Below are 16,685 nucleotides of genomic sequence, written 5' to 3'. Positions count from 1 at the left end.
TCCGGACGATAGTGATCAACGATCCTGGCCGGCGCCCGCCGAGGGCACCCCCGTGAACATCCTTGGTGCGGTGAAGGACCGCTTGGCGAACGCCGCGGTGACCGCGGCCTCGACCTCGGCGCGTGCGTCGCCGCGGACCAGGGCGATTGCCGACCCGCCGAACCCGCCGCCGATCATCCTGGCACCGAGGGCGCCTGCGGCTTCGGCCGCCTCCGCGGCCACGTCGAGCTCGTCGCACGACACGCGGTAGTCGTCGCGCAGGCTGGCGTGCGAGGCGCTCAGCAACGGCCCGATCTCTTCGTACTTGTCCTGCCGGAGCAGTTCGACAGTGCGCAGCACACGGTCGTTCTCCGCCACCACGTGCTTGACGAGCGGGCGCAGGTCCTCGGGCAGTTTCTCCAAGGTCGCCGACAGGTCCTCGAACGAGATCTCACGAAGCGAGGGGATACCCATGAGGTCCGCCGCGCGTTCGCAGCCCCGGCGGCGGTCGCCGTAGCCGGACTCGGTGTGCGAGTGATTGGCCCGGGTGTCGATCACGAGCACTTCCAGGCCGTGTTTGCCGGCGTCGAACGGGACCTGGTCGGCCTCGCCGGACCGGACATCCAGGAAGAGCACGTGCGCGGCGGTGCAGCAGAGCGACGCGGTCTGGTCGAGCAGGCCCGTCGGCGCGCCGACGAAGTCGTTCTCGGCCTGCTGGATCCACTTGGCTATGTCGCTGAGCGACGCCTGCCCACCGGCCAGGCCGAGCAGGGCCAGGGCGGTCGCACACTCCAACGAGTGAGAGGAGGACAGGCCTGCGCCCGCAGGCACGTCACCGGCGATGACCAGGTCGGCACCGGTGCTGAAGCCCTGCTCGCGCAGTACCCAGGCGACCCCGGCGGGGTATGCGGGCCAGCCTGGGATCGTGCCGGGCACCAGGTCCGCGATCCTGACCGGATCGGCGGCCTCGTGGCGGCCGTTGTCGTGCAGCGTGGCGACGGTGATCGTGTCGTCCTCGCGCGGGGACGCCGCGACCGCGGTGCGGTGCGGTATGGCGAAGGGCAGCACAAAACCGTTGTTGTAGTCGGTGTGCTCACCGATGAGATTCACACGGCCAGGCGCCGACCACACGCCGGCCGGAGACCGGCCGTGCAGTCGCTGGAACGCCTCTGCCGCACGCTCAGCCTGTGTTCCGGTGGAAATCGTCACAAGGACCGCGCCAGAACCGCGTGCAGCACCGTGGGGGCCAGCTGGGCGGAGTTGCCCGCACCACTGACCTCGATGTTGTTGCCGTCGCCCTTGGACGGGCCGACGCTCACGGTCTGCCCGGGCAGCAGCCCGACCGACTTGAGCTCGGCCATCAGGTCCGGGTCCATCTGCACGTGCTCGGCGATCCGGGCGATCTCGATCTTGCCGCCGCCCCGGCGGGCCACCTCGTCCACGCGGACCAGGTCGGCCTCGGCCGGCGGGGCGGGCTCGCCCTCGCCCAGCTTGTCCAGGCCGGGGATCGGGTTGCCGTACGGCGAGGTGGTCGGGTGGCCGAGCAGCTTGACCAGCTTGCGCTCGACGGCCTCGCTCATCACGTGCTCCCAGCGGCAGGCCTCGCTGTGCACGTGCTCCCACTCCAGGCCGATCACGTCGACCAGCAGCCGCTCGGCGAGCCGGTGCTTGCGCATGACCGCGATCGCCAGTTCCCGGCCGTGATCGGTGAGCTCGAGGTGACGGTCGTCAGCGACCACGAGCAGCCCGTCGCGTTCCATCCGGCCGACTGTCTGGCTCACCGTCGGCCCGCTCTGGCCCAGCCGCTCCGCGATCCGCGCGCGCAGTGGCACCACACCTTCTTCTTCAAGCTCGTAGATGGTGCGCAGGTACATCTCTGTCGTGTCGATGAGATCGTTCACGCCGCTACCCCTTCGTCGGCATCCATGTTAGTCGCACCCTCCGACAGTCCCGGTCGCGAGTCGGATGGTCGTCACGCCGCGTTGCAGGCCAGGATGTATGCGTGCGCGCACTTGTCTCCACATCGGAACTGGCGGACCTGAGGACCGGCGCCCGGCCGCCGGTCCTGCTCGACATTCGATGGGCGCTGGGCGGCCCGCCGGGCCGTGAGTCCTACATGGCCGGTCACCTGCCGGGCGCCGTCTTCCTGGACCTGGACAAGGAACTGGCCGCCGAACCGGGTCCGGGTGGCCGGCACCCGCTGCCGGAACCTGAGGATCTGCAACGAGTACTGCGTGCGGCAGGTGTCAGCGACGACTCCGCCGTGGTCGTGTACGACGGTGGTAACGGCTCGGTCGCAGCGCGTGCCTGGTGGCTTTTGCGCTGGTCCGGACACAAAACCGTGGCTGTCCTGGACGGTGGTTACGCCGCATGGGAGCAGGAAGGACGGGCAGTCACCACCGACGTTCCCCAGCCGCAGCCCGGCGACATCACGGTCCGGCCGGGTGCCATGCCGACTGTCGACGCTGACGGCGCGGCCGAACTGGCGCGGGACGGTGTCCTGCTCGACGCCCGCGCACCTGAGCGCTACCGCGGTGAAACGGAACCGATCGATCCGCGCCCCGGCCACATTCCCGGCGCGGTGAACGCGCCATTCACTGGGCACATAAGCCCGGAAGGCCGTTGGCGCACGGCTGCCGAACTGGCGGACCGGTTCAACGACCTCGGCGTGCGAGCCGGCAAACCAGTAGGCGCGTACTGCGGCTCGGGAGTCACGGCGTCCTCGGTCGTACTGGCTCTGGAAGCGGCCGGAATAACGGATCCGGGAAGCCCGGCGGCGCTGTACCCGGGTTCGTGGTCGCAGTGGTCGTCCGATCCACAGCGGCCGGCCGCCACCGGCTGATCAGCTGCTGGGAAGCTTGTCGAAGACGCTCTTGGCGAGCTTCTCCACAGTCGAGCAGAGCGGCTCCGCCGGGGCCGAGAGCACGATCGAGACCCAGAGAACACGGTAGGGCGAGGTCCGGTCGTCGGTCAGGGCCACGCGGATGTCGCAGGTCGTGGCCTGCGTGCTGAGGCGGTGGGCGGTGTTGCCCTCGAAGGTCGTTTCCTCGGTGTTCTGGGTGTCGAGCGCGGAGGTGAGCACGACCAGGGTGATGCCCGCGGGCCCGCTGGGCCGGGCGAGGGTGTAGCTGCAGAAGCCTTTGTCCTCGGGCTCAGGCGTGGCCGTGGTCCCGGTCAGCTGGCCGATCTGGGCGGGCGTGACGAGCGTGGCGCACGCGGGCGGGGTCGAGATCGTCTTGCGGTTGGTGATCGTCACGTCCGTGTTCGACGACGTGCGGGTGGTCGTCGGAGACGAGGACGATGAGCGGGGCCTGGTCGGTCCGGTGGGCTCCGTGGACTCGGTCGGGAAGTCGTCGACCGCCGTCGTGGTCTCGGCGGCCGGGCCCTCGGCGGCGACCGGTGCCCCGTCGACCGGCTGCATACAGGCGCTGACCAGCAAGACGAGACCCAGGGCGCAGACAATCCGTCCGATCACGGGGATCAGACTAGTGTTGAACCATGGGCACGCCAGCCGCCGTCGTATGGGATCCTGCTCTGCTTGCCTACGACCTGGGCGGAGACCATCCGTTCAACCCGGTCCGGCTGGAGCTGACCATCGCGATGGCCACACAGTTCGGGGTACTCGACGGGGTCGATCTGCTCAGTCCAGAGCCCGCCGCCGACACCGAGATCGAGCGGATCCACGACGTGGCGTACGTCAGCGCCGTGCGCGAAGCCCCGATGGTCGGCTGGGACGTCGGCCACGGGCTCGGCACACCGGACAACCCGGTGTTCTCGCAGATGCACGAGGCCTCGTCGCTCGTGGTCGGCGGGTCGCTGCTGGCCGCGAGCAAGATCGCGTCCGGCGCGGCCAACCGCGCCGTGAACATCGCGGGCGGCCTGCACCACGCGATGCGTGACCACGCCGCCGGATTCTGCGTGTACAACGACTGCGCCGTGGCCATTTCCTGGTTGCTCGACAACGGTGCCGAGCGTGTCGCCTACATCGACGTCGACGTGCACCACGGCGACGGTGTCCAGCAAGCGTTCTACGACGACCCGCGCGTCCTCACGATCTCGCTGCACCAGAGCCCCATGACATTGTGGCCGGGCACCGGCCGGGTGACCGAGCTCGGCGGGCCGAACGCGCAGGGCACCTCGGTGAACATCCCGTTGCCCGCCCACACCAGGGATCCGGCTTGGCTGCGTGCCTTCCACGCTGTCGTGCCGTCGCTGCTGAAGGAATTCCAGCCGGACGTGCTGGTCACGCAGTGCGGTGTGGACACTCACGAGGAAGACCCGCTGGCGGACCTGTATCTCAGCGTCGACGGGCATCGCGAGACCTACCGCGTCCTGCGGTCGCTCGCCGAAGAACACGCAGGTGGCAAGTGGCTCGCGCTCGGCGGAGGCGGGTACCAGTTGCTGCGAGTCGTGCCCAGGTCGTGGACCCACCTGCTGGCGACCGTCCTGGACCGGGACATCGACCCAGCCGCGTCGTTGCCGCCCGAGTGGGTGAAGGACGTGCAGCGCCGCGCGCCGACCGCGCTGCTGCCGCGCACCATGGGAGACGGCAAGGACACGGCTTACGAACCGTGGGACGGCACCGATACCCAGCCGGTCGACTCGGTCATCCGGGACGCCCGGCACGCGGTGTTCCCGTTGCACGGCCTGGATCCGGACGACCCACGGGACTGACCTTGGCGGATTTCGATCCCTACGACTATCCACGCCGCTGGGAGGCGGACGTGGTGCTGTCGGACGGCGGCACTGTCCATCTGCGACCGATGACGCCGGACGACGCCGACAGACTGGTCGCGTTCCACGGCCGGTTGTCCGAACGCACGCGTTACTTCCGCTATTTCGGTGCGTATCCGCGCATCCCACCGCGTGACCTGGAACGCTTCGTCACCCTCGATCATCATGACCGTGTCGCGTTCGCCGCGATGCTGGGCGACGACATCATCGCGGTCGGCCGGTACGAACGCCTGAACGGCAGCGACCAGGCCGAGATCGCCTTCGTCGTCGAGGACAGCCACCAAGGCCGCGGCATCGGCTCGATCCTGCTGGAGCATCTCGCCGCGGCGGCGCAGGAAAGCGGCCTCAATCGGTTTGTTGCCGAGGTCCTCGGCGAGAACGGCCAGATGGTGCGTGTCTTCCGCGACGCGGGTTACGAGATCAGCCGAGCCCTGGAGGACGGCGTCATCCACCTCGAGTTCGCGATCGACCCGACCGACGAGTCGGTCGCGGTCGCGCGATCGAGGGAGCAGGCGGCCGAGGCGCGCAGCGTGCACAACCTGCTGCACCCGAAGTCAGTGGCCGTGATCGGCGCGTCGACAGACCCGACCAAGGTCGGCTACGCGGTCCTGACGAACCTGCTGACCGCCGACTTCGCCGGCCCGGTCTTCCCGGTCAATGCCGAGCACCCGTCGGTCCGCGGAGTCCGCGCGTACCGCAGAGTCCTCGACATCCCTGACCCCGTGGACCTCGCGGTGGTCGCGGTGCCCGCGACGAGCATCAACGAGGTCATGGACGACTGCCTCGCCAAGGGCGTCAAGGCGCTCGTGGTGGTGACGTCCGGCTTCAGCGAGATCGGCGACGAAGGCCGCAGCGCAGAGCAGAAACTGGCCGACGAAGCACGGGCCCACGGCATGCGGGTGGTCGGCCCGAACGCACTCGGCGTCGTGAACATGGACCGATCCGTCCGGCTGAACGCGAGCCTGGCGCCCAAACTGCCAGGCCTGGGCCGGACCGGCTTCTTCTGCCAGTCCGGCGCGCTGGGCACCGCGATCCTCGCTGACGCGGCGAGCCGTGGCCTCGGACTGTCGACGTTCGTCTCAGCGGGAAACCGGGCTGACGTTTCCGGCAACGACATGTTGCAGTACTGGATGACCGACCCGGCAACAGATCTAGTCCTGCTGTACCTGGAATCCTTCGGCAATCCCAGGAAGTTCGCCCGGCTCGCGCGCAGACTCGGCCGCACGAAACCGATCGTGGCCGTGAAGTCCGGGCGCAACGCCATATCGCCCGCGCTCGCGGCCACATCCGTCCCTGTTGACGAACCAAGCGTGCAGGCGGTCTTCGAACAGGCCGGCGTAATCCGCGTGGAGTCACTGGCGCAACTGTTCGACACCGCGATTCTCCTTGCGCACCAACCACTACCGGAGGGAAGCCGGGTCGCCGTGGTCGGGAACTCGACTGCGATCGGAGTCCTGGCCGCGGACACCGCCCTGGCCCAGGGCCTCGAACTGGCGGGCGACCCAGTCGACGTCGGCGCCCAGGCAGGACCGGCGGAATTCGCCGCGGCAGTGCGGGAAGCCCTGCTCAGAGACGACGTCGACGCGTTGATCGTGGTTTTCGTGCCGCCGCTCGCGGTTCCAGGCACGGCATACGCCCGGGAACTCCGGGAAGTGGCCGCAGGCCTGGGAAAGCCGATCGTATCGACATTCCTGGCCGCCGAGGGAGTCCCCGCGGAGCTGGCAGTGCCAGGCCCGCACGGCGCTCCCGGCCGTGGCTCGATCCCCTCGTACCCCAGCCCAGAACGGGCCGCACTGGCATTGGCTCGCGTCACCCGTTACGCCCGCTGGCGCTCGGCCCCACGCGGAACCCTCGTCCACCCTCCAGGCACAAACCCAGTGGCGGCACGCAACCTGGTCCAGTCAGCCATGGACGAAGGCCGCAAATGGCTGACCGACGCCCAAGCCGTGGACCTGCTGACCCACTACGGCATCGAAGTCGCCCCCTTCCGAGTGGTCACCAGCGCGGAAGAAGCAGCCCAGGCAGCAGAGGAACTAGGCTTCCCAGTAGCCGCGAAATCGGCGAACTCCCTGCTGCGACACCGTTTCGACCTCATCGCGGTCCGCCTCGACATCAGCAGCGCCGACGCCATGCGCGCCGCCTACACAGACCTCCGCGCAGTATCAGGCGCGGACACAGTCTACGTACAGCGAATGGTCGCCAAGGGAACCTCCTGCGTCATCGGCCTGCAGGACGACCCGTCCTTCGGCACACTGGTCTCATTCGGACTGTCCGGTGTGGTCAACGACCTGCTGGGAGACCGCGCCTACCGAGCAATCCCCATGACAGACGTCGACGCAGCAGGCCTGATCCGAGCCCCCAAGGCCGCCCCGCTGCTCGCCGGCTACGGCGGCAGCCCGCTGGCGGATCTCGGCGCATTGGAAGACTTGGTTCTCCGTGTTGCCGCGCTAGCTGAGGACGTTCCCGAGGTCCGTGCCCTAGAACTGGACCCGGTCGTAGCCTCAGAAGCCGGCGCCAGCGTCGTCTACGCCCGCGTCGCCGTCGGCCCACCCCCATCCCGCCACGACACGGGCCCCCGCCGCCTACGAACCATGACTTAGCCCAGGTGGATAGCTGGGGTGGTTGTGGACAACTCGGTGGGGCGCGCAGGGCCGGTCGCTGGCACGGGTGCCGCATGAGGCTGTGTCAGAACAGAAGCCGCTACACACGAGGGCTGTCAAGGGGAGCGGGGCACCACGAGAGGGCTTCGGCTGGCAGGTTGCTCGAAGCGCTCTCGTGGTGCAGGGCGATACTGTGATGGGTGGGGGCTCGCTCCCGCCGCCAGACTGAACGAGCCCCCGTCTGGGGAGGGTTCAACAGCTGGGAACCCTTACCGGCGCAGCACCGATCCTCCGTCTGCTCAAAGAGACGCGCAGGTGAGGCCACGTGAGTGTGAAGAGCGCGATGGTCGGCGTCGCGAACGTGATACGGGTGCACATCGGGCTCCTCCTCGTCGAGGACCGTGCTGGCAGGGTGCTTGAAAGTTAGGACACAAAGCCACCTCCGGTCAAGAATGTGATTTGAGTTCATGAGTATGAACAAATGGGCTCACAGGTTCCTTTGAGGTGGTGTCCAGGCTGTTTGGGGTTGCGACCGGCATACCTGGAGTCATGACTGGCACCCAAGCCTCGGAGCGGCCGGCGGTCACCAAGACGGCTACCGTCGACGTCGTCGTTCCGGTGCACAACGAGGAACGCGCGTTGCGCGGTTGTGTCGGCGTCCTCAAGACCTATTTGGACGAACGGTTTCCGTTTCAGTGGACGATAACCATCGTTGACAATGCCAGTACGGACGGCACGCTGCAGATCGCCGACGAGCTGGCTGACGCCATCGATCAGGTACGTGTGCTGCACCTCGATGAGAAGGGGCGGGGCCGGGCGCTGCGGACCGCGTGGCAGTGGAGTGATGCCGACGTGGTGGCCTACATGGATGTCGATCTCTCGACGGGGCTCGACGCGTTGTTGCCGTTGGTGGCGCCGTTGATCAACGGTCACTCTGACATCTCGATCGGCTCGCGGCTTGCGCCGGGCGCGAGGACGATTCGCGGGCCCAAGAGGGAGATGATTTCCCGTTGCTACAACGCGATTATCCGGCTCAGTCATGGCGCGAAGTTCTCCGACGCCCAGTGTGGCTTCAAGGCCGCGCGGACCGATGTCATCCGGCCGCTGTTGGAGCACGTCAAGGATGACAACTGGTTCTTCGACACCGAACTGCTTTTGCTCGCCGAGCACAACGGGTTGCGGGTGCACGAGGTGCCGGTCGACTGGGTTGAGGATATCGACACCAGGGTCCGGATTGGGTCGACCGCGCTGGAGGATATCCGTGGACTGATTCGTGTCGCTCGCGCGAAAGCCGGTGGTGCGGCCAAGGTTACTGATCTGCCCAGGCGTCCGGATCCGAAACCGTCGCATCCGGATGCTGTTGTGTCCAGAAGAGATACTGGGCTGGTGTGGCAGCTGCTGTCGTTCGGCGCGATCGGGGCTTTGTCCACAGCGGTCACTTTGCTTCTTTATGCAATGTTCCGGTCCGCGATGGATCCGTTGGTGGCCAACCTGTTGGCGTTGATCATCACCACTATGCTCAATACTGAGGCCAACCGGAGATTTACCTTTCTTGGTGCGCGTGGTCCACGGGGACGGGTGCATCTGCAAGGGTTGATTGTCTTCGGGCTGTATTACGCCTTCACGTCCGCCGCGCTACTCGTCCTGAACGCGATGGTGGCTGAACCGACACGTTTCCTCGAACTGGTGGTGTTGCTGAGCGCGTCGCTGCTCGGCACCGCCGGTCGGTTCGTGCTGCTGCGAGGCTGGGTTTTCAAACAGGGAAAGGGAGACGTATGACCGCCGCCACTGGGCAGCTGACCGAAGTGGGGCAAGCGGAATCGCCGCCGGTGCGACCGGAATCGAAGCGATGGCCCCGCTATGCGCTCATCGCGATCCTCGCGGTGGGCACGGCCATGTATGGCTACGTACTGTGGACCGGCAGCTGGGGAAACACGTACTACACGGCTGCGATCAAGTCGATGTCGTTGGACTTCACCAACTTCTTGTTCGGTTCGTTCGATCCGGCCGGTGTGGTCACAGTGGACAAACCGCCGCTGACGTTCTGGCCGCAGGTGGTCTCGACCTGGATCTTCGGCTTCAGTGGCTGGTCGGTGCTGCTGCCGCAGGTGATCGAGGGTGTCGCGACAATCTTCCTGCTGCACCGCACAGTTCGGATGTGGGCGGGGGAGAACGCGGCTCTGATCGCCGCTCTGGTGCTTGCGCTCACGCCGATCACAGTGGTGACCAACCGGACCAACAACACCGACACCATGCTCGCGCTGACGCTGGTGGCTGCGGCCTACTCGTTCACCCGCGCGATGAAGACGACAGAACCCAAGAGTCGCACGAAATGGCTGTGGCTGGCCGCTTTCCTGATCGGTTGTGGCTTCCTGGCCAAGATGCTCGCCGCGTGGGTCGTTGTGCCTGCGTTCTTCGCTGCTTATCTCGCTGGTAGCAAAGCGCATTGGCGCCGCAAGGTGCTCGACCTTGCCGGTGCCGCAGTGGTGTTGCTGGCCGGTTCGCTGTGGTGGGTCGCGGTTGTGGATCTGTGGCCGGGGGAGAAGCCATACATCGGTGGCAGCACTGATGGTTCGGCTTTGGATCTCGTGCTCGGTTACAACGGACTCGGCCGCGTTTTCGGTAACGCGGGCCCTGGCGGCGGTTCCGGGGCCGAGATGATGATCTTCGGCGGGCCGGGTGGACCAGGCGGGCCCGGTGGTGGCCCTGGTGGACCGGGTGGCGGACCGGGCGGTGCGAACCTGGCGTTCGGCGGTGAGTCCGGAGTGGGCCGGATGTTCGGCGCGTCCGTCGGCGGCCAGATCAGCTGGCTGCTGCCGTTGGCGCTGATCGCGCTTGTTGTCGCCGGTGTCATCGGGCTCCGGCGGTTCCGTGGGTTCGCTCCGGCCGATACCGCGCAGCGGGCAGGCTGGACGCTGTGGGGGACCTGGCTGGTGGTCAACGCGGTGGTGTTCAGCTTCCAGGAAGGCATCTTCCATCCGTACTACACGACTGTGATGGGACCGGCGATCGGCGCGATCATCGGTGCCGGTGGCGTGTGGGCGATCAAGATGTACCGCGAGCCCAAGGGACTGAGCTGGATCATGCTCCCCGCGAGCGTCGCGGTGACCGCAGCGTGGGCCTGGGTGATCATCTCCCGTGACACGTCCTGGAACGGCTGGCTGCGTTACGCGGTCCTGGCCGTCGCCGTCGTCGCGATTCTTGTGCTGGTGCTGCGGAAACTCAGGAAGACGGCGATCGTGCTCACGCTGGGCGCGATACTGCTGGCGCCCGGAGTGTGGTCAGGTGCCGGTGCGTTCGCGTCCACTGGCAACGCAGGGATTCCCATGGCCGGGCCCTCAGAAGGGATGGGCGGCGGATTCATCATCAGAACGCCGTCCGGCACGTCGACGACGCCACCGCCAGGGATGACGCCGCCAGGAGGCATGCGCGGTGGCCGCGACAGCGGCACCCTCAGCGCCGACCAGCAGAAGATCCTGGACTACGCGAAGGCTCATTCGGCCGGTGCCGAGATCACGATGGCGGTGGAGGGTGGCGCGCAGGCCGCGTCGCCGTACATCATCGCCACCGACGAGACCGTCATCGGGATGGGCGGCTTCAGCGGACGTGACCCGGCGCCCTCAGCCGACCAGTTGTCCACCTGGGTACGGGAGGGCAAGCTGAAGTTCGTTCTGTCCGGTGGCCCGGGCCGCGGCGGTATGCGAGGTGGCCAGTCCTCTGACCGGTCGACTTGGGTCGAGGAGAACTGCAAGTCGGTGCTCACGGCGGGTAATGAAACGCTCTACGAGTGCACCGTCCACTGAAAACCAAATCACAGGGTCCTCCCAGGTAGTTCCCAGGTTCGTCGTTGACGCTGGTCAGGTGGACCAGCAGCGGGGCGAGGCAACTGTGCTCGTAGTCGACGACGAGCCGAACATCCTGGAGTTGCTGTCGGCCGCGCTCCGGCTCAGCGGGTTCGTCGTGCACGCGGCGGACTGCGGGGCCGACGCGCTGGCCACGGCACGCCGGGTACGGCCGGACATCGTGGTGCTGGACGTGATGCTGCCGGACACCGACGGGTTCAACCTGGCCCGCAGCCTGCGCACGGTTCAGGAACGGCTGCCGGTGCTGTTCCTGACCGCGCGGGACGCGGTGGAGGACCGGATCGCCGGTCTGACAGCCGGTGGCGACGACTATGTGACCAAGCCGTTCAGCTTGGAGGAAGTCGTGTTGCGTCTGCGCGCGATCCTGCGCCGGACCAACGGCGGCGCCGACGTCCCCCGCGACGACGGCACATTCCGGTACGCCGACCTGGTGCTGGACGAGGACGCGCACGAGGTCTACCGCGGCGGGCGGCTGGTGCAGCTCTCGCCGACGGAGTTCAACCTGTTGCGGTACCTGATGGTCAACGCCGAGCGGGTGGTCAGCAAGCCGCAGATCCTCGACCGCGTGTGGAACTACGACTTCGGCGGCGACGGCCGGATCGTCGAGTCGTACATCAGCTACCTGCGCCGCAAGATCGACTCGGCCGAGCCCGCGTTGATCCACACCATCCGCGGCGTGGGCTACTCGCTGCGGCTGCCCAGGGACGAGCGTTGACCAGCAGACGGCGCCGACCATGGACCCTGCGGATGCGTTTGGTCGTGGCGCTGATGGTCCTCGCCGGTGTCGGGCTGGCGATCATCGGTGTGGCCAGCGTCGTGCTGATCCGGGAGTCGATGATCGCCCGGGTCGACGCGCAGCTCAAGGAGGTGATCGACCGGCCAGGGCCGGGTCTGCGGCCGCAGCCGTCGTCGTCGGAACCGCGGCGCAACTCCGATGGCCTGCCGACGGAGTTCATCCGGTTCGAGCTGACCGGTGACGGCAGCCGGGTGAACGCACCGCCGATCCACGACTTCGGGCCGGACTTGCCCGCGCTCAACGAGACCACAGTGGCCCAGTACGGTGCGAACCCGTTTGTCGTCGACGACAAGCAGGGCGGCGCGCCATGGCGCGTCATGGTCAAGTTGAAGCAGCCGTTGAGTGGCGCCCCACCGTTCATCGCGGTCGTGGGGCAGTCGCTGGAGACGACCAACACGACGGTGACCAGACTGATCTGGATCGAGGTGGTGGTCGGCGTCGTGCTGCTGATCGCGATGGGCGCTGTCGGTTTCCTGTTGGTGCGACTGGGTTTGCGGCCGTTGACCAAGATCGAGAAGACCGCCGACGACATCGCCGGCGGGGACTTGGACCTGCGGGTGGCGTCCGACTCACGGACCGAGGTCGGACGGCTCGGTGGCGCGCTCAACACGATGGTCGGCCGGCTCTCTTCCGCGTTGCGCCAACGGGAACAGTCCGAAGCCAGGCTCCGGCGGTTCGTCGCCGACGCCTCCCACGAACTACGCACCCCACTCACGTCGATCCGCGGCTTCGCGGAACTCAACCGCCGCGGCGGAGCGCCCGAGCGGGCCGATGTGGACCGGATGATGGGCCGCATCGAGGACGAAGCGATCCGCATGGGACTGCTCGTCGAGGACATGCTGCTGCTCGCCCGGCTGGACCAGGAACGCGCCCTGGACCTCGCCGAAATGGACCTCAGATCACTCGTCGAGGACACCGTGCACGACGCACGTGCCCGCGACCCAGAACGCCCAATGGTCCTGGAAACCGCGCGCAGGCCGATCAGAGTGACTGCCGACGAGCACCGCATCCGTCAGGTGGTCACAAACCTCGTGAGCAACGCGATGACGCACACCCCAGCCGACAGCCAGATCCACGTCCGCGTCGGCCTGCCCGCGACCCGCAAGACCCCGCCCGTCGCAGTGGCAGGCACCCTGGAATCACGCGGCCGGGTGGTCCTGGAAGTGATCGACGAAGGCCCAGGCATCCCCCTGGAGGCCGCCCCCAACATCTTCGACCGCTTCTACCGCGTAGACGAAGCCCGGTCCCGCCGACGCGGCGGAACCGGGCTGGGCCTGGCGATCACAGCGGCCATCCTGGAGGCCCACGGCGGCCGCGTGGAACTACGCACAATCCCCGGCAAGGGAGCCAGCTTCACCGTCCTGATGCCGCTACCGTAGGAATGTGCCCCCAAAGTGGCGTTGGGGGCATCCAGCGCTCCCAACGCCACTTTGGGGGCAAAAAACCTCAGTGTTTGGCGAGGGTGCCGTCGCGGCGGCGGGTGATGCCCAGCGGGTTGGCGTCCTGGAGTTCGGGTGGGAGCAGGGCGTCCGGCCAGGTTTGGTAGGTCACGGGGGCGAGCCAGCGGTAGATGCCGGGGACGCCGATGGATGTGTGGATCGCGTTGGTGGTGGCGGGCCAGGGGCCGCCGTGCTGCATTGCCCAGGCGAGGGCGATTCCGGTCGGCCAGCCGTTGTAGATCAGGCGGCCGGCGATCTTGCGCAGTTCGTTGGCGACTGCTGTGGCGTCTGCGTGTTCGGAGTCCGAGGCGTGCACCGTTCCGGTGAGGGTGCCTGGCAGGCGGGACAGGACCGGGATTATGTCGGCGACCGCTTCGTAGGTGACGACCAGGGCGGCTGGGCCGAAGTTCTCTTCGGTCAGCTTTTCCAGGTTGGCCTCGAAGGTTTCCAGGGGGACCTGGAACAGCGCCGGTTTGCCTGCCCAGGCCTCGTCCGGGGCCGTGCCGGTGGCGACGAGTGACACCAAGTCGCTGTGGGACAAGGTGTCCACGGCTGAGCGGTAGGAGTCGCACATCCGCTCGTTGAGCATCGCGCCGCCGGTCGAGTCCGTGACGGCCGCGCCCAGTGCTTCCACAATGGACGATGGGGCGAAGAGCAGGCCTGGGTTGGTGCAGAACTGGCCTACGCCCATGGTGACCGACTGGGCGAAGCCGCCGGCGATCTCGCTGGGACGGTCGGCCGCGGCGTTCGGCAGGATCACGGTCGGGTTGATGCTGCCCAGTTCGCCGTAGAACGGGATCGGGTCCGGCCGGGAGTTGGCCAGGTCGTAGAGTGCCCGGCCGCCGCCGATCGAGCCGGTGAACCCCGCTGCCTTCACCCGCGGGTGCTGGACCAGCCGCACGCCTGACTGGGTGCCGTAGATGACCGAGAACAGGCCTTCGGGGGCGTTGCCGTCGGCCAGTGCCTTCGTGACGATCCGGCCGGTCTCCCGGGACGTGTTGGGGTGCGCGGAATGCGACTTCACGACCACCGCGCAGCCGGCCGCCAGCGCCGACGCCGTGTCGGAGCCGACTGTGGCCAGCGCGAACGGGAAGTTGCTGGCCGAGTAGACCGCGACCACGCCCAGCGGGCGCAGCATCCGGCGGACGTCCGGCCGCGGCGGGATGATGTCCGCGTCCGGCGAGTCGATCATCGCCTCGATGTAGCTGCCTTCGCGCAGCACCTCCGCGAACATCCGCAGCTGGTTGGTGGTCCGTTTGAGCTCGGTGGTCAGCCGGGGCACGCCCAGCGCCGTCTCGCTGTCGGCCGTGCTGATCAGCAGTTCCGACTCGCCGTCCAGCCGGTCGGCGACCAGGTCGAGCACGGACGCGCGGTCCACCGCCGACCACGCCGACCACGACCGGTACGCCACCTCAGCCGCTTCGCAGAGCCGGTCCACCTCGCTGTCGGAAGTGGCCTCGACCGGGTCACCGAATGGCTCACCGGTCCTAGGGTTGTAGCCCTGCACACTCACCGTCCTGTCTCCTTCACAGCAGTATCGAAACCGGGACCGCACCAGGCACCACCGAGGAACCGGGCGGCATACGAATCAGGGTCGGGCTCGCCGTGCTGGGCGATCACGTCGGCCGCGTAGACCTCCGAGTCGTCCTGCGACTCGTAGCCGAGCTTGCGGGCCTCGTCCAGCGAGAACCATCGGCGGGTGTTGTCCGAGATGCCCCACACCACGCGATACCCGGGGGCAGGGCAGGACAAACACGCCTCGAACAGCCGCGCGCAGTCGCCAGGCGACAGCCACGTCGAGAGCATCCGGGTGTCCTTGGGCTTCTCGAAGCACGAACCGATTCGGACACAGATGACATCCATGCCGTACCGGTCGGCATACATGCTGCCGATCCCTTCCATGGCGACCTTGCTGATGCCGTAGTTGGTGTCCGGGCGGGGGAACTGGTAGTCACCTGCTTCGCCGTCCGCCCGTGGGACGTAACCGACCGCGTGGTTGGAGCTGGCCAGCACCACACGCTTCACGCCCTGCCGGCGCGCGGCCTCCAGCGTGATGTACGTGCCGTTGATGTTGACCTCGAGGATCTCCGGCCACGGCTTCTCCAGGCTGTGCCCGCCCAGGTGGATGACCGCGTCCATGCCCTCGCAGGCCTTCTCCATCGCGGCCATGTCAGTGACCGAGGCCTGCACGATCTCGACCTGTTCACCGCCGCCGGCGGCGGGCTGCTCGCTGATGTCCAGCAGCCGCAGGATCCGGTTGCCGCCGGCCAGCCGTGGCCGCATCAGCGTCCCGACTCCGCCCGCCGCCCCCGTGATCAGGATGCGTTCGGTCACGTTCGATAACCCCTTCGACTCCAGTTAACGGCCGAATTGTCGCAACAGCTCGGTGATCGTCTTCGCGCCTTCCAGCAACGCGGTGACCACCTGGTTCTCATGATCGGTGTCGAGCCTGCCCAGTGGCACCGAGCAGCTGATCGCGTCGATGACCGGGTTGCGGTACGGCAGCGCGACGGCGAAACAGCCGAGACCCGGCGTGTTCTCCTCGCGTTCGTGCGCGTAGCCGGCCACCCGGAACTTGGCGAGCTGCTCGTGCAGTGCGGCGCGGTCGACCACCGTGTTGGGGGTCAGCGGGTCGAGTTTCTCCGGCAGGATCGCGTCGACCTCCGCCGCCGGGCGTTCGGCCAGCAGGGCCTTGCCCAGCGAAGTGGTGTGCGCAGGCAGCCGCCTGCCCACGCGGGAGACCACCCGCAGGTGGTGCTCGGACTCGCGGCTGGCCAGGTACACCACGTCCCCGCCGTCCAGCCTGGCCAGGTGGACCGTCTCGTTGACCTCGCGCCGCACGTGCTCCATCACCCGGATGGCCACCTGCACGACCGGGTCGTGGTCCAAATAGGACGTACCGACGAGCAGGGCGCGCACGCCGATGCCGTACGTCCCGCTGGCCGGTTCGAGCTCCACCCAGCCGCGCGCGACAAGCGTCTGCAACAGCATGTACAGGCTCGACTTGGGATAGCTCAGCTCGTGGTGCAGTTCGGTCAGCGTCAGCCTGCGTTCCGAGGAAGCCAGTGCTTCCAGCAACTCCACCGTTCGGTCAGCCGACTTCACGGCTGCCGGCCGGGCCGTTTCACGGGCTTGTTCGACCGCCATCTGGGTCCTCCTTCGGCAACAACCCCGTCACACGTCCTTGACAGTAGTCGCGGTCGATTCTTACAGTCCCGGCTGCGGGTTCACAAGTACGACCGAACTTCGCATATGTGAAAAAGGGCGTCTATCA

The 16,685-nt window shown here is 67.5% G+C and carries 13 protein-coding genes; 7 read left to right on the top strand and 6 right to left on the bottom strand.

The window, feature by feature from the left end:
- Positions 1–15: 15 nt before the first annotated feature.
- Complete coding sequence (gene galK, locus JOF56_RS55795) at positions 16–1,188, bottom strand: galactokinase (RefSeq protein WP_307855734.1); 1,173 nt, start codon at positions 1,186–1,188, stop codon at positions 16–18.
- The gene (locus JOF56_RS55790) at positions 1,185–1,880 is read right to left on the bottom strand and encodes an iron-dependent transcriptional repressor DtxR (RefSeq protein WP_209647607.1); all 696 of its coding nucleotides are present in this window, start codon (positions 1,878–1,880) and stop codon (positions 1,185–1,187) included. Before JOF56_RS55790 ends, galK begins: the two co-directional genes overlap by 4 nt.
- Positions 1,881–1,981: 101 nt before the next feature.
- On the opposite strand from JOF56_RS55790, the gene JOF56_RS55785 reads away from it, so the two are divergent.
- Positions 1,982–2,821, top strand: coding sequence for a sulfurtransferase (locus JOF56_RS55785; RefSeq protein WP_209647606.1), 840 nt, complete (start codon positions 1,982–1,984; stop codon positions 2,819–2,821).
- Here the strand turns inward: JOF56_RS55785 and JOF56_RS55780 are convergent, their stop codons facing one another.
- Positions 2,822–3,454 carry a hypothetical protein gene (locus JOF56_RS55780; RefSeq protein ID WP_209647605.1) on the bottom strand — a complete coding sequence of 211 codons (633 nt, stop codon included), beginning with the start codon at positions 3,452–3,454 and terminating at the stop codon, positions 2,822–2,824. It lies immediately after the preceding gene.
- Positions 3,455–3,477: 23 nt separating this feature from the next.
- Between JOF56_RS55780 and JOF56_RS55775 the strand changes: the two genes are divergently transcribed.
- From JOF56_RS55775 to JOF56_RS55750, 6 genes are all read left to right on the top strand, one after another.
- Entirely contained in the window at positions 3,478–4,653 is a 1,176-nt protein-coding gene (locus JOF56_RS55775; protein ID WP_209647604.1) for an acetoin utilization protein AcuC, read from the top strand.
- Positions 4,650–7,313, top strand: a complete 2,664-nt coding sequence (locus tag JOF56_RS55770) for a bifunctional acetate--CoA ligase family protein/GNAT family N-acetyltransferase (protein WP_372448415.1) — start codon at positions 4,650–4,652, stop codon at positions 7,311–7,313. Before JOF56_RS55775 ends, JOF56_RS55770 begins: the two co-directional genes overlap by 4 nt.
- 549 nt (positions 7,314–7,862) lie before the next feature.
- A complete protein-coding gene (locus tag JOF56_RS55765; protein ID WP_209647603.1) occupies positions 7,863–9,092 on the top strand; it encodes a bifunctional glycosyltransferase family 2/GtrA family protein in 1,230 nt (409 codons plus the stop codon).
- A complete protein-coding gene (locus tag JOF56_RS55760) occupies positions 9,089–11,116 on the top strand; it encodes an ArnT family glycosyltransferase (RefSeq protein WP_209647602.1) in 2,028 nt (675 codons plus the stop codon). The genes JOF56_RS55765 and JOF56_RS55760 overlap by 4 nt, the downstream gene beginning before the upstream one ends.
- Before the next feature lie 58 nt (positions 11,117–11,174).
- Positions 11,175–11,891: a response regulator transcription factor gene (locus tag JOF56_RS55755; RefSeq protein WP_307855733.1), complete on the top strand. Its 717-nt coding sequence runs from the start codon at positions 11,175–11,177 to the stop codon at positions 11,889–11,891.
- 32 nt (positions 11,892–11,923) lie between these two features.
- On the top strand, positions 11,924–13,351 hold the full coding sequence (locus tag JOF56_RS55750) for a sensor histidine kinase (protein WP_209647600.1): 1,428 nt from the start codon (positions 11,924–11,926) through the stop codon (positions 13,349–13,351).
- Positions 13,352–13,418: 67 nt separating this feature from the next.
- Here JOF56_RS55750 and JOF56_RS55745 read toward each other — a convergent pair whose 3' ends face one another.
- Genes JOF56_RS55745 through JOF56_RS55735 form a run of 3 tightly spaced genes read right to left on the bottom strand, consistent with a single transcriptional unit; the run spans position 13,419 to position 16,558 of the window.
- A complete protein-coding gene (locus tag JOF56_RS55745) occupies positions 13,419–14,924 on the bottom strand; it encodes an aldehyde dehydrogenase (NADP(+)) (RefSeq protein WP_209647599.1) in 1,506 nt (501 codons plus the stop codon).
- Positions 14,921–15,745: an NAD-dependent epimerase/dehydratase family protein gene (locus JOF56_RS55740; RefSeq protein ID WP_209647598.1), complete on the bottom strand. Its 825-nt coding sequence runs from the start codon at positions 15,743–15,745 to the stop codon at positions 14,921–14,923. Before JOF56_RS55740 ends, JOF56_RS55745 begins: the two co-directional genes overlap by 4 nt.
- 24 nt (positions 15,746–15,769) lie before the next feature.
- Positions 15,770–16,558 (bottom strand): IclR family transcriptional regulator, encoded by a 789-nt coding sequence (locus JOF56_RS55735; RefSeq protein ID WP_209647597.1) that lies wholly within the window; start codon positions 16,556–16,558, stop codon positions 15,770–15,772.
- Positions 16,559–16,685 lie beyond the last annotated feature (127 nt).

The organism is Kibdelosporangium banguiense (assembly GCF_017876405.1).
Taxonomy (GTDB): Bacteria; Actinomycetota; Actinomycetes; order Mycobacteriales; family Pseudonocardiaceae; genus Kibdelosporangium; species Kibdelosporangium banguiense.
Note: the sequence above shows the minus strand (reverse complement) of the source record. Positions and strands in the feature narration are given on the sequence as shown.

Bases quoted from the DNA above. Each gene is read 5' to 3' on its own strand.
- JOF56_RS55775 (WP_209647604.1), top strand. From the start codon at position 3,478: ATGGGCACGCCAGCCGCCGTCGTATGGGATCCTGCTCTGCTTGCCTAC.
- JOF56_RS55765 (WP_209647603.1), top strand. From the start codon at position 7,863: ATGACTGGCACCCAAGCCTCGGAGCGGCCGGCGGTCACCAAGACGGCT.
- JOF56_RS55760 (WP_209647602.1), top strand. From the start codon at position 9,089: ATGACCGCCGCCACTGGGCAGCTGACCGAAGTGGGGCAAGCGGAATCG.
- JOF56_RS55750 (WP_209647600.1), top strand. From the start codon at position 11,924: ATGCGTTTGGTCGTGGCGCTGATGGTCCTCGCCGGTGTCGGGCTGGCG.
- JOF56_RS55735 (WP_209647597.1), bottom strand. From the start codon at position 16,558: ATGGCGGTCGAACAAGCCCGTGAAACGGCCCGGCCGGCAGCCGTGAAG.